This window comes from Siminovitchia acidinfaciens (assembly GCF_003605385.1).
Lineage (GTDB): Bacteria > Bacillota > Bacilli > Bacillales > Bacillaceae_C > Siminovitchia > Siminovitchia acidinfaciens.
Genome location: NZ_QYTV02000005.1, coordinates 305,060 through 318,995, shown reverse-complemented (window position 1 = coordinate 318,995; position 13,936 = coordinate 305,060). Strand labels below are relative to the sequence as shown.

Below are 13,936 nucleotides of genomic sequence, written 5' to 3'. Positions count from 1 at the left end.
GCAACCGTTCCCACACCTTCGTGTCCATTTTGATAACGGAGTACAGCATCTATTTTCTGTTCTATGGTATATTTGGCCATAAAAAAACCACACCTCCAATTGTTAGATGGTGTCTAACAATTAGGGTGCAGTTCAGATTGTTCCACCTGCTTTTGCTGTTTCATCTCATTTGTTACGGTTTAGGTGAAAAGCAAGCGTACCCGTAATCAAACGCCTCATTCGTTGCAATAAATGTAAAAAAGAATTAAAACGGTAACGTCTAATTCGTTTACGGTTAAAATGAACAATTCAGGGAAGCCGTTACGCATGCTGTTCAGTTTAATATTCACAAAAAGCTTTTAACATAGCTCGAATATGATATTAATCGCCTTTGTTAATTTTTTCATAGACTGCCGCCAAAGCCTGTTCGAATTTTCCTGTCTTTTTCGGCTTGTAATATTCTTTTCCTTTTAACTTGTCGGGTAGATACTGTTGTTTCACCCATCCTGAATCATAATTGTGGGGATATTTATAGTCTATCCCTCTGCCCAATGCTTTTGCCCCTTTATAATGTGCATCTTTCAGATGTGGCGGGACCTCTCCACTTTGACCAGCTCTGATATCGCTTAAGGCCTCATCCATCGCTTTATAGGCTGAGTTCGATTTTGGTGAAAGGCATAATTCCACCACGGCATTCGCTAATGGAATGCGGGCCTCGGGAAAACCGATTTTTTCCGCCGTTTGTACGGCAGCGAGTGCCCTGGGGCCTGCTTGCGGATTGGCAAGGCCAATATCTTCATAGGCAGTAACTAGCAAACGTCTTGATATGCTTGGCAAGTCTCCCGCCTCAATCATTCTTCCCAAATAGTGCAAAGCGGCATTGACATCACTTCCTCTGATCGATTTTTGGAAAGCGCTCAACACGTCATAATGGGCGTCGCCGTCTTTGTCGTGGGAAAAAGCTTTTTTCTGCAGGCATTCTTCCGCGATTTCTACTGTAAGATGAATGATTCCGTCTTTTTCAGGTTCTGTTGATAGGACAGCCAATTCCAAGGCGTTCAATGCGCTTCGCACATCTCCTCCGCTTGAGGAAGCAAAGTGATGAAGCGCTTGTTGGTCCAGGTTTATTTTATACTTCCCTAGGCCGCGGTCTTCGTCATGAAGCGCCCTTTCAATCGCCTTGATCATGTCGGACTCTTCCAAAGGATACAGCTCAAATATCTGGCAGCGGCTTCTGATGGCAGGATTGATCGCATGGTAAGGATTGCTTGTTGTTGCGCCAATCAGAATGATCATGCCGTTTTCCAAATATGGCAGCAGGAAATCCTGCTTGCCTTTGTCAAGGCGGTGAACCTCATCTAAGAGGAGTATGACCTTCCCGCTCATTTTCGCTTCCGCAGCCACGATCTCCATATCTTTTTTATTATTTGTCACCGCATTCAAAGAACGGAACGCATATTTAGTGCTTCCCGCTATGGCACTTGCAATTGATGTTTTTCCGATGCCAGGGGGACCGTATAAAATCATTGATGACAGCTGCTTCGCTTTTACCATCCTTGAAATGATTTTTCCGTCTCCGACTAAATGTTCTTGACCAACTACTTCATCGATTGTTCTTGGACGCATCCTAAAGGCCAAAGGTTGTGCGTTCATTAAATCCTCTCCAAACTGCTGTTCTATTTATTCGTTGCATCTATCATATCAAACTTAGCGAATGGTGAGAAATATCATGGTATATCGAATGAGAGTTAATTCAAAAATGATAAAACAACATAAGCTATAACTTTCGAAGAAACTGCAAACGGAAAACAAAGTAGGCAAACGATGAAAGTGATTCCTGAAGGATCGTCCAAACACGGGAGTCAAAAGGAGGAAAGCTATCATGATACGCGAAATAGTAAAATATTGGGGCGTGCAGGAAGGCCGTGCCTCCCATATGCATTTTAACCGGATGGTATGTTATAATTGAGCAATGCAAAGGGGTAGGGGTATTGAAAAAAAGACAGCAATTACAAAAAAGATTCGTCTTGTTCACTGTCGGTTTGCTTATTATGGCCCTTGGAATTACGTTGACCATTGTCGCTAATTTAGGCGCGGCTCCCTGGGATGTTCTCCACGTCGGTTTGTATTATCAGTTCGGCTTGACAATCGGGACATGGAGCATCATTGTCGGTTTTATTGTGCTGGGCACCGCCGGCCTCATAATGAAAGAGTGGCCGAAATTTGGTGCTTATTTAAATATGATTCTAGTCGGAGTTTTTATTGATATGTATATGCTTCTGCCGATTATGACAGAGCCAGTGACATGGTTTGGAAAAGCAGCCATGTTCCTGGTCGGAATGATCATTTATGCATACGGCATGGGAATCTATTTATCGGCTGAGCTTGGGGCAGGGCCGAGGGACAGCTTCATGCTGGCATTGACTGCCAAAACAAAGTGGAAAGTCTCTAATGCACGGCGTCTGATGGAGGTTGGTGTCCTGGCCATTGGCTGGCTGCTTGGAGGACCTGTCTTCATAGGGACAATAATATTCAGTATCGCTGCCGGAACTTTTATTGGTATCGCCTTGCCTCAGTGCCGAACACTGACACATAAATGGCTTAAAGATACGATGAAAGACGAAAAAGTTGAAATTGAACGGGGTGCAAGTGTATGAAAATTTCTACTAAAGGACGTTATGGTCTGACTATCATGATCGAACTTGGAAAAAGATACGGGGAAGGTCCCATATCTTTGAAATCCATCGCACAGGCTTATAATCTATCCGAACATTACTTAGAACAGCTTGCGGGTCCGCTGCGTAACGCCGGACTGGTCAAAAGCGTACGGGGAGCGTACGGGGGCTATATCCTTGCCAAAGAGCCTGCGGAAATTACTGCTGGTGATATCATCCGTGTATTGGAAGGCCCTATCAGTCCAGTTGAGGGCATCGAGGATGAAGAACCTGCAAAACGGGCATTATGGATACGAATCCGTGATGCAGTAAAAGATGTCTTGGATAATACGACTGTGGAAGATTTGGCGAATCATGAAGATGAAGGCCAAGTACAGCCGTACATGTTTTATATCTAATTTTTAAAAAATGGTGGGAACAATGAATAATATATATCTAGATCATGCCGCAACAACACCAGTACACCCAATGGCCGCTGAGAAAATGGGGGCCATCATACAGGGAATATATGGGAATCCGTCGAGTATCCATGCGTACGGCCGGCAAGCCCGTCAAGTTTTAGATGAAGCGAGAGTAAAGATTGCCCGGACCATTCATGCAAACGATAAAGAAATCGTGTTTACGAGCGGAGGGACGGAGGCCGATAATCTCGCAATTATCGGCGCAGCATATGCAAACCGTGACAAAGGGAAGCATGTGATCACATCAGCAATAGAGCATCACGCTGTACTGCATGCATGTCAATTCCTTGAGAGGGAAGGGTTTGAAGTCACATATATTCAACCGGATCAAAACGGATTGATCCATCCGGAAGAGGTTGAAAGATCTCTACGCAATGATACAATCCTTGTTTCAATCATGTTCGTCAATAATGAAGTAGGGACCATACAGCCTATCAAGGAAATCGGTTCATTACTCAAGGATCACCAGGCTTATTTTCATACTGATGCTGTACAGGCTTATGGAACGGAAAATATTGATGTAAATGACCTGCAGGTTGATCTAATGGCGATATCCTCCCATAAGATTAACGGTCCCAAGGGAGTCGGCTGCCTATATATTAAGGACGGGACTCGGATTGATCCCCTGTTTTACGGAGGAGAGCAGGAGCTGAAAAGGCGGCCGGGTACAGAAAACCTGGTATCTATCGCCGGGTTTGCAGAAGCTGCCACCATCACTTCCAGCATGTTGGAGGAAAAAGGACGATTATATCAACAGCTTAAAGACGAATTCATTAAAACGCTGAAAGCTGAAAAAGTTGATTTTGTAATCAATGGGTCAGAGGAGCATTCGGTTCCGCATGTATTAAATATCAGCTTCCCGGGCACGGATGTTGAATCGCTCTTGGTAAACCTTGATCTTGCAGGAATTGCAGCGTCTAGCGGATCTGCCTGTACTGCAGGGTCCGTTGAACCATCGCATGTATTGACAGCGATGTTTGGCAGCGGATCGGACCGGACCCACAATTCAATCCGGTTTAGTTTCGGATATGGCAATACGTTGGAACAAGCCGCGGAGGCAGCCGGGAAAACAGCTGATATCGTCTGCAGGCTTACGAGGTGAAAGGAAGATCGAACGTGAGTAAAGCACCAAAAGATACACGTGTGATAATCGGCATGTCCGGTGGAGTCGATTCGTCTGTGGCAGCCCTACTATTGAAAGAACAGGGTTATGATGTAATCGGTATTTTCATGAAAAACTGGGATGACACGGATGAGTTTGGCGTTTGCACGGCTACAGAAGATTACAATGATGTCATACGGGTTTGTAATCAAATAGGCATACCATATTATGCCGTCAATTTTGAAAAACAATATTGGGATAAGGTGTTCACCTATTTTCTTGATGAATACAAAGCCGGCAGGACACCTAACCCCGACGTGATGTGTAATAAAGAAATAAAGTTTAGGGCATTTTTGGATCATGCTATCAAGCTTGGAGCCGATTACTTGGCAACCGGGCACTATGCACGCGTTGACCGTAATTCGGGTGAGGTCAAAATGCTCCGTGGAGTCGATGAAAACAAAGACCAGACATATTTTTTAAATCAGCTGACTCAGGAGCAACTCCAGAAAGTCATGTTTCCCATTGGAGGCATTGACAAGAAGAGGGTAAGAGAAATAGCAAAGGAAGCCGGTCTGGCTACCGCCCAGAAAAAGGACAGCACCGGCATCTGCTTTATCGGGGAGCGCAACTTCAAGGAATTTTTAAGCGGCTACCTCCCGGCTCAAAAAGGGAACATGGAGACAATGGATGGAAAGAAGGTCGGCACCCACGACGGATTGATGTATTACACTATCGGACAGCGGCACGGGCTTGGGATCGGCGGAGCTGGTGACCCGTGGTTTGTGGTCGGTAAAAATCTTGAACGGAATGTTTTATATGTGGAGCAGGGGTTCAATCATCCTTCATTATATTCCGACAGTATAAGGGCAATACAAGTGAATTGGGTTTCCGACAAAGAGAAACAGCCGGAATTTACATGTACAGCTAAATTCCGTTATCGTCAACCAGATGAAGAAGTGACAGTCAAACTACTTCCAGGCAACGAAGCGGAAGTGGTATTCGCCAGACCGGTCAGAGCAGTCACTCCCGGTCAGGCAGTCGTCTTTTATGATGGGGAAGTCTGTCTTGGTGGAGGAACGATTGACAAAATTTATCGCGATGGAAAAAGATTGACGTATGTCGGATGAGAGATAGGCTGCTTATTTCCATAAGCGGCTTTTTCTCATGCCTGGAGAGCTATTTTATAAGGTGAAGAGTGGTTTTAAATTTTTGGAGAGTATTTGGAAATAACGAAGAGCATATCAAAAGTCGAAGAGTATTGCTTAATTCCTAATAGTGTCTCTGTTTCCGGGAATTAATGTGCTATAATTTTACTAATTAAAAGAACCTATGTACGGAGTGTGGAGAATGGACAAAAACAAGCAGGGCATTGAATTATTACAACAAGGAAATATAGAAAAGGCTATTCAAATGTTTACGGAGGCAATCGAAGAAAATCCGAAAGATCCGGTTGGTTATGTAAACTTTGCGAACGTCCTTCTATCGGTGGGAGAGCCTCAGCGGGCGGAGGAATTTTTAAAACGGGCCATCGAACTGGATGACAAAGCGACTGCTGCGTATTACAGCTACGGCAATCTTTATTTCAACCAGGAAAAATATCCGGAAGCGGCTGGCATGTTTGAAAAAGCATTGGCTATCGGTCCGGAAACGAACGACCTGCATTACATGCTTGGGATGTGTTTTGTGTACCTGGGAAAAAACGAACTATCGTTGCCGTACCTACAAAGAAGCGTTGAGCTTGACGACAAGGATACGGAGGCAAAATTCCAGTATGGACTGGCACTGGCTCGTGCGGGGGTCATGAATGAAGCGATCAGGCTGCTTACAGAGGTGACCGAAGCGGACCCAGAACATTCAGATGCCTTTTATAATCTTGGGGTTGCTTATGCGGGGAAAGAAAATCAATTGGAAAAAGCCTTGGGATACTTTAATAAAGCATTGTCCATCCAGCCTGACCACATACTTGCCGGCAATGGGAAAAAGCTGGTTGAGCAGGCGTTGAAAGAGGATTAAATTTATGGGGAGGTTCCGCCGATGGAATCATTGGATCTTTTTTCCGAAGATGAAAAATTCATAAAGGGCCGGTACCTCGTTACCATTTTTCATAATGAGCAAAACCTTTATTCTGTTGTAAGGATCAAAGTGGACGAGACTAACGAGGAATTTAAGGAAAAAGAAGCGGTTGTCACCGGTTATTTCCCGAAAATCCACGAGCAGGAAACATATATTTTTTATGGTGGATTAAAAGATCACCCGAAATTTGGTCTCCAGTTTCATGCGAAGCATTTCAAGAAAGAGATGCCTCAGACGAAACAGGGCCTTGTGATGTATCTATCCAGTGATTTATTTCAAGGTATAGGCAAAAAAACGGCCGAAAGGATTGTTGAAGCTCTTGGGGAAAATGCCATCAGTATTATCTTGAGCAAACCGTCTGTTCTTGATGAAATACCACGTGTTCCTCCTGATGCTGCGAAAAATTTGTATGAAGCCTTGCTTGAACATCAGGGGCTTGAGCAGGTCATGATTGGATTGAACAAATACGGTTTCGGTCCGCAAATCTCCATGAAAATATACCAGGCATATAAAGAAGATACATTGTCCATTATTGAAAAGAATCCATATCAGCTCATAGAAGATGTTGAAGGTATTGGTTTTGGAAGGGCAGACGAACTGGGAATCCAGTTAGGCATAGTTGGTAATCATCCGGACAGGATCAAAGCTGGCTGCCTATATGTTCTCGAGCAGCAATGCCTGCAAAATGGACATGTCTATTTGGAAGCTGAACAGCTTCTTGAACAAGTGAAACAGCTTTTAGAAAGCAGCCAAGCCGTAGAGATTCCTTTTCAGTCAATAGCCGATGTCATGGTCCAATTGAAAGAAGAAAGCAAAATTGTTGGTGAGGACAAACGTGTTTACATGCCATCCCTATATTTTTCGGAAAAAGGTCTTGTGACGAATATCCGGGAAATCATGGACCAAGCACAGTACGCTGATCAATTTCCGGAATCGGAATTTTTATTGGCGCTTGGGAAGTTGGAGGAGAGGCTGGGCGTCCAATATGCGCCATCGCAAAAAGAAGCGATTCAAACAGCTTTGACAAGCCCGCTGATGATTTTGACAGGCGGACCGGGAACAGGAAAGACAACGGTTATCAAAGGAATTGTCGAGTTGTATGCCGAGCTTCACGGCTGTTCCCTTGATCCCCATGCGTATAAAAGGGAGGACGTTTTTCCATTTATACTGGCGGCTCCGACAGGGCGCGCAGCAAAAAGGATGGCTGAATCAACGGGGCTTCCTGCGATGACCATCCATAGGCTACTTGGCATGACAGGCAAGGAAAGTCTGGACTCTGAAGGTGAGCGCGAGATTGAAGGGCATATCATTATCATTGATGAGATGTCAATGGTGGATACTTGGCTGGCACATCAACTTTTTAAATCGTTGCCTGAATCCATCCAGGTAATTCTTGTGGGGGATGAAGATCAGCTTCCATCAGTTGGACCCGGACAGGTTCTTAAGGATCTGATTGCATCTAACATGCTGCCTGTTGTCCAGTTGACGGATATTTACCGTCAGGCGGATGGATCGTCGATTGTTGAACTGGCACATGAAATTAAGGGCGGAAACCTTCCGGCAGACGTAACTGTACAGAAGAAGGACCGTTCTTTTATTAAGTGCCAAGCTCCGCAAATTGGGGACGTTGTCGAGCAGGTTGTAAGAAATGCACTTCAAAAAGGATTTACGGCAAGAGATATCCAGGTGCTTGCCCCCATGTATCGCGGCCCAGCTGGAATTGATAATTTAAATAAGATTTTACAGGAAGTTTTCAATCCCAAGAAGGAAAAAAGAAATAAGGAATTCACTTTTGGAGAAGTGAAATACAGGATTGGAGATAAAGTGCTCCAGCTTGTTAACCAACCCGAAAAAAATGTTTTTAATGGAGATATCGGGGAAATCATTTCCATACTATACGCAAAGGAAAATGTGGAAAAGCAGGATATGATCATTGTCTCATTCGAAGGGACGGAAGTGACTTATTTCAGGCAGGATTTTAATCAAATTACTCATGCTTTTTGCTGTTCAATCCACAAATCCCAAGGTAGTGAATTTCCGATTGTCATCCTGCCTGTTGTGAGAAGTTATTATCGCATGCTCCGGAGGAATTTATTGTATACAGCCATTACCCGAAGCAAGAAGTTTTTGATTTTATGCGGGGAAGAAAGTGCATTCCGTACGGGCATCGAGCGGGAAGATGATCAAAAAAGACAAACAACATTGCGGGAAAAGCTTGCAGGGATTGCAGAAGTGCCTGTTGCAGTGGAAGCAGGAACAGATATGCATGAGGAAATGTCCTATGAGGATAAGTTGTTCATGGCAGACCCCATGATTGGCATGGAAAATGTTTCACCTTATGATTTTCTCGATTGAGCAGAAAATATAAATGTTCGAAAAAAGGCGGTGTTTCTTTTTGCGGACATTTTCTTTATTGAAAGGCATGCCGGTTTATGATCGGCGTGGAGAAATGCTTGGTGAGGTTTGTGACATTTGCATCGTCGAAGAGGGAATGGTGACAGATCTTCTGCTGCAGATGAAAGGGTTTATGGGTAAAAAAATGCGGGTTCCTGTACAGTCGGTATCATCCTTCGGTGAGGATGGGATTATTGTTGACGGTAGCGGGAACTACTCCAAATACCAGGAACTTGATGACGAATATACAATGCATCATGGCAGGTCAATAGCCAAGAAAAATACAATGACGCCGCAAGGCGAACAGCTCGGTTTGCTGGATGATGTATATTTTTTGGAAAAAGAGGGCACAATCGTTGGGTATGAGCTGACAGATGGCTTCTTTTCAGACATAACGGAAGGAAAACGGGTAATCCGTACCCTGGTCCCGCCGAATATAGGAAAGGATGCCATCATCGTGTCGGCAATCAATCAACGAGGTGGCCATATCCATGATGAAATGTCCGAATTGTCAAAGCAAGGACCTTGGTAAAATTGGAGTCAATCAGTATTATTGCTGGAATTGCTTCATTGAACTTTCCATCGGAAAGGAAATCATCTACACCCATCAGGTGGAAGAAGATGGTACCTTGAGCTCCTTGGATGATTTGTTCGACGAACGGCAACGCAAATTGATTTGAGAGGCTGCCTTTAAACAGGGCAGCCTCTTGATGTTTAAAACCTGGTTTTCTGTCCAGCCTGCAAGGGGTGCAATGGAAAAAATGTGTTCCTGCGGTATAGCTTTTTTGTGGAAGTTTTGTTTAACTCGTCGCAAAGCTACCTGCGATTACTGAAGGACGGCCTTTGATTTTTTATTTTTTTCTTCCTTTCGATTAAAAACTTTTGAAAACGTAAAAACTAATCAAAGGAGGGAAAACTTTGAAGAAAGAGCGGCTCCGCTTGCTATACAATTTGGCAATTGTCTTATTATTGTTCATCATCCTTTATTGCTTTTTATTGATTAAACCGTTATGGAAACCTGTCTTTACTATTCTTTGCATCGGGCTTTTGCCATTTGTCATCGGAGGCTTTATCGCTTACTTGCTGCATCCCATCATTGAAAAAATTGAGGCGCTTGGTGTCAATCGTACAGTGGCCATCCTGATCATATATGTTTTATTCTTTGGAGGATCCGGCTATGCGCTTTACATGGGAATACCAGTACTCATCGATCAAATCAGCCATTTTTCAGAGCGTATTCCTGAGTTGGCAACCCATTATAAAGGGTTAGTGAAAGACTTGCATGCTTCAACTTCGAGATGGCCAGATGGCATACAAAATCAAATCGAGGAACGGGTCGACGATTTTGAACAATGGTTGAATCGTTTTCTCGAAAAGATCATGTCTGCTTTTAAAGGGATTGTAAATTTTATATTTGTTTTGGCAGTCATTCCATTCATTTCGTTTTACATATTGAAGGATCTGGAGCAGATAAAAAAAGCTGCCTGGTACTTGACGCCGAAAAAATGGCGCAAAAAAGGCATGGAATTCCTCACTGCCGTCAATATATCTCTCGGTGGATACATCCGTGGCCAGTTACTCGTGTGTGTATTGATTGGAACAATCTCCAGTCTTTTATTTTGGTTCATTGGACTGGATTATCCGGTTATCATGGGAGCCATCATTGCTTTTACAAATATTATCCCTTACTTTGGCCCGGTGATCGGGGCAGTGCCGGTAATTACCTTTGCCTTATTAAGCTCTGTTAAGCTGGCGCTTATGGCTGGAGGTATCATAGTTCTCCTTCAACTGCTCGAAGGGAATATCCTTTCACCGTATATTGTGGGGAAGTCCATCAACATTCATCCGCTTTTCATCATTGCAGCACTAATCATCGGAGGTGAAGCGGGAGGCATTATTGGCATGCTAATCGCCGTCCCCCTTTTGGCTATATTAAAAGTGGCTGTCATCCACTCCCGGGATTACTTGATAAAGGCGAGGCAGCCTTAAGGGGTCTGACCCCCAGCGCGTTAAGTGCGAAAGAAGACCTTGAAATCAACTTAAATTTGACAAAGAATGTGGTTTTACCTATAATTTCTAGTAGCAAATATACCTAAATCTAAGAAGGATCCATTCTTATTACTGCCCATCAGAGCAACGGGGCCTGCCTGTTGCACAAGAGAGGAGTTTCCGTGGCTGAAAGAAACTCCAGGTGAAGAGTAATAATGAGCTAATCCGGAGTGCAGTTAAAAACTGACGTTAACCGCGTTAAGGTCCTGAGAGATGACAAAGAATTATTTTGTTGAATCAGGGTGGTACCGCGTGCAAGCTTCGCCCCTGTGATGGGGAGGAGCTTTTTTATTTTTTTTATTATTTGGCTTCAACGAACAGGATGTTCTAGTGCAGGCGAAGTGACAGGACGTCGCTGTATGAGCCCGCGTTTTAGCCCTTCGAGGTCGTAAGTCTGCAAAGACGCATACTCAGAGAAGTTTCCCATCATTTGATTGGAAATCAGTAGCTTCCCTGTGATGGCTTAAGATGGTCTGGTTTGCCCGCGCTGATCAAGGCGCTTACTCATTTTATTTTAGGAGGAAAGGACATGAAAAAACTTACTGGGTCACAAATTAGACAGATGTATTTGGATTTCTTTCAACAAAAGGGACACAAGGTGGAACCGAGCGCTTCTCTCATCCCGCATGATGACCCATCATTGCTATGGATCAACAGTGGAGTAGCTACGCTGAAGAAATATTTTGATGGAAGGGAAATTCCCGACAACCCACGAATTGTTAATGCTCAAAAATCCATTCGTACAAATGATATTGAAAATGTCGGAAAAACAGCCAGGCATCATACGTTCTTTGAGATGCTCGGAAACTTTTCGATTGGAGATTATTTTAAAAAAGAATCAATCGAATGGGCATGGGAGTTTTTGACAAGCGAAAAATGGATCGGTTTTGATCCGGAAAAACTGTCCGTCACAATCCACCCAGAGGATGATGAAGCCTTTGAACTATGGAACAAAACGATTGGGCTTCCAAAGGAAAGAATCATTCGACTTGAAGAGAATTTTTGGGATATCGGTGAAGGCCCAAGTGGACCGAACTCGGAAATCTTTTATGACAGAGGTCCGGAGTATGGTAATGATCCGAATGACCCTGAACTATTTCCAGGTGGAGAAAATGAAAGATATCTTGAAATCTGGAACCTCGTATTTTCTCAGTTTAATCACAATCCCGATGGAACATACACACCGCTTCCTAAGAAAAACATAGATACAGGAATGGGACTTGAGCGGATGGCATCTGTTGTTCAAGATGTGCCTACGAATTTTGAGACGGATTTGTTCATGCCGATTATTATAGAAACTGAAAAATTATCGGGTCAATCGTATGGTGAAGATTCCGATAAGGATACTGGATTCAAGGTGATTGCAGATCATGTGCGTACAGTAGCATTTGCTGTGAGTGACGGTGCTCTCCCTTCGAATGAAGGTCGTGGCTATGTATTAAGAAGGTTGCTTCGCAGGGCTGTTCGTTACGGAAAAGAGTTGGGGATTGAAAAGCCATTCATGTATCATCTTGTTCCAGTGGTGGGTGAGATCATGAAAGATTTTTACCCGAAAGTTGCGGAAAATGCCGAGTTCATTCAGCGGGTCATCAAAAATGAGGAAGAGCGTTTCCATGAAACATTGAATGATGGATTGGAAATCCTTTCTTCCTTGATTGAGAAAGCGAAAGCTGAAGGAAAAGATATGATTTCCGGTGAAGATGTATTCAGGCTTTATGATACGTATGGATTCCCGGTGGAACTCACGGAGGAATATGCCGAAGAGGAGCATATGAAAGTCGACCATGAAGGCTTTGCCAGAGAAATGGAAAAGCAAAGGGAAAGAGCGCGTTCAGCAAGGAGCGAAACAGATTCCATGCAGGTCCAAAGCGGAACGCTAGCTGAATTGACCATCGATAGTGAATTTGTCGGTTATGAACGACTGGAAACTCAATCTGTTGTAATGGCTATTTTGAAAGACGGAGACATCGCTGAAACAGCAGAACAAGGAGAGGAAGTCCAATTCATTTTGGATGTCACGCCTTTCTATGCTGAAAGCGGCGGACAGGTTGCTGATCATGGGATACTAACAGCGCCGGACCTGGAAGTTGAAGTCACCAAAGTCATTAAAGCGCCAAACGGCCAAAATCTTCATACGGCTACCGTAAAGGAAGGCACAATAAAAACAGGCAGTGAAGTGGCAGCGAAAGTCGATGAAAAAATGCGTAACCAGATCATCAAAAATCACACAGCAACACATTTACTGCATAAGGCATTAAAAGAAATTGTTGGAACCCATGTCAATCAAGCAGGATCATATGTCGGGCCTGAAAGGCTTCGCTTCGACTTTTCACACTTTGGTTCAGTCACCGATGAAGAACTTCAAGAAGTTGAGGACAAGGTTAACCATGACATTTGGGCAAACCACTTAGTTCAGACGAAACTTACGAGTTTGGAAGAAGCTAAGGAAATGGGTGCCATGGCCTTGTTTGGCGAGAAATACGGCGATACAGTCCGTGTAGTTTCTGCCGGCGACAGTTTGGAATTGTGCGGAGGCTGTCATGTATCCAACACCGCTGAAATTGGATTGTTTAAGATTATTGCAGAGAGTGGAATCGGCGCAGGAGTGCGAAGAATTGAAGCGGTGACAGGAGAGCACGCATTCCGATTCATGAATGATCAAGTACACAATCTGCACATCGTGGCCGAGAAATTAAAGACAAAGCCGGCTCAAGCTGTAGAAAGAATGGATGCCCTTCTTCAGGAGTTAAAGGAACTTCAAAGGGAAAACGAGTCGCTCACTTCTAAATTGGCGCATGTGGAAGCCGGAAGCCTAATCCAAAAGGCTAAGGAAATCGAAGGGATCAATGTAATTGCAAGTACAGTTCAAGGTGCAGATATGAACACGTTAAGAAATATGGGCGATGATCTAAAACAAAAGCTTGGTTCAGGAATTGTAGTCCTTGGTTCTGCACAAAATGGAAAAGTGAACATTATAGCAGGTGTTACAAAAGATTTGATGGAAAAAGGATATCATGCCGGAAAGCTTGTGAAAGAAGTCGCTTCAAGGTGCGGAGGCGGTGGCGGAGGCCGGCCGGACATGGCCCAGGCCGGGGGGAAAAATCCAGATCAATTGGAATCGGCGTTATCCTATGTGGACGAATGGATAAAATCCGTTTGATTCCGCCTTCAAATCATGTACAATGAAGGTAATGTTTAAC

At 43.9% G+C, this 13,936-nt stretch carries 12 protein-coding genes; 11 read left to right on the top strand and 1 reads right to left on the bottom strand.

Annotated features, from left to right (window positions below; translation table 11 throughout):
• Nucleotides 1-206, top strand: a 206-nt coding sequence (locus D4T97_RS20665) for a hypothetical protein (RefSeq protein WP_206435572.1), incomplete at its 5' end; no start/stop codon positions are given.
• A 154-nt stretch (nt 207-360) separates the two neighbouring features.
• Here the strand turns inward: D4T97_RS20665 and D4T97_RS13670 are convergent.
• Nucleotides 361-1,632 carry a replication-associated recombination protein A gene (locus tag D4T97_RS13670; RefSeq protein ID WP_126051300.1) on the bottom strand — a complete coding sequence of 424 codons (1,272 nt, stop codon included), beginning with the start codon at nt 1,630-1,632 and terminating at the stop codon, nt 361-363.
• A gap of 338 nt (nt 1,633-1,970) precedes the next feature.
• Between D4T97_RS13670 and D4T97_RS13665 the strand changes: the two genes are divergently transcribed.
• The 10 genes from D4T97_RS13665 (at nt 1,971) to alaS (ending at nt 13,896) form a co-directional block, all read left to right on the top strand.
• Nucleotides 1,971-2,636, top strand: coding sequence for a YczE/YyaS/YitT family protein (locus D4T97_RS13665; RefSeq protein ID WP_126051299.1), 666 nt, complete (start codon nt 1,971-1,973; stop codon nt 2,634-2,636).
• Nucleotides 2,633-3,052, top strand: a complete 420-nt coding sequence (gene cymR / locus D4T97_RS13660; protein ID WP_126051298.1) for a cysteine metabolism transcriptional regulator CymR — start codon at nt 2,633-2,635, stop codon at nt 3,050-3,052. Before D4T97_RS13665 ends, cymR begins: the two co-directional genes overlap by 4 nt.
• A gap of 22 nt (nt 3,053-3,074) precedes the next feature.
• Nucleotides 3,075-4,217 (top strand): cysteine desulfurase family protein, encoded by a 1,143-nt coding sequence (locus tag D4T97_RS13655; RefSeq protein WP_126051297.1) that lies wholly within the window; start codon nt 3,075-3,077, stop codon nt 4,215-4,217.
• A gap of 14 nt (nt 4,218-4,231) precedes the next feature.
• Complete coding sequence (gene mnmA, locus D4T97_RS13650; RefSeq protein ID WP_126051296.1) at nt 4,232-5,347, top strand: tRNA 2-thiouridine(34) synthase MnmA; 1,116 nt, start codon at nt 4,232-4,234, stop codon at nt 5,345-5,347.
• Between the two features lie 220 nt (nt 5,348-5,567).
• Entirely contained in the window at nt 5,568-6,233 is a 666-nt protein-coding gene (locus D4T97_RS13645; protein WP_126051295.1) for a tetratricopeptide repeat protein, read from the top strand.
• A gap of 21 nt (nt 6,234-6,254) precedes the next feature.
• Nucleotides 6,255-8,648 carry an SF1B family DNA helicase RecD2 gene (gene recD2, locus D4T97_RS13640; RefSeq protein WP_126051294.1) on the top strand — a complete coding sequence of 798 codons (2,394 nt, stop codon included), beginning with the start codon at nt 6,255-6,257 and terminating at the stop codon, nt 8,646-8,648.
• A gap of 40 nt (nt 8,649-8,688) precedes the next feature.
• Nucleotides 8,689-9,219, top strand: a complete 531-nt coding sequence (locus D4T97_RS13635; protein ID WP_126051293.1) for a PRC-barrel domain-containing protein — start codon at nt 8,689-8,691, stop codon at nt 9,217-9,219.
• Nucleotides 9,179-9,367: a hypothetical protein gene (locus tag D4T97_RS13630; RefSeq protein WP_126051292.1), complete on the top strand. Its 189-nt coding sequence runs from the start codon at nt 9,179-9,181 to the stop codon at nt 9,365-9,367. Before D4T97_RS13635 ends, D4T97_RS13630 begins: the two co-directional genes overlap by 41 nt.
• Before the next feature lie 238 nt (nt 9,368-9,605).
• Nucleotides 9,606-10,676: an AI-2E family transporter gene (locus D4T97_RS13625; protein ID WP_126051291.1), complete on the top strand. Its 1,071-nt coding sequence runs from the start codon at nt 9,606-9,608 to the stop codon at nt 10,674-10,676.
• A 589-nt stretch (nt 10,677-11,265) separates the two neighbouring features.
• Nucleotides 11,266-13,896, top strand: coding sequence for an alanine--tRNA ligase (alaS, locus tag D4T97_RS13620; protein ID WP_126051290.1), 2,631 nt, complete (start codon nt 11,266-11,268; stop codon nt 13,894-13,896).
• Nucleotides 13,897-13,936: the final 40 nt, after the last annotated feature.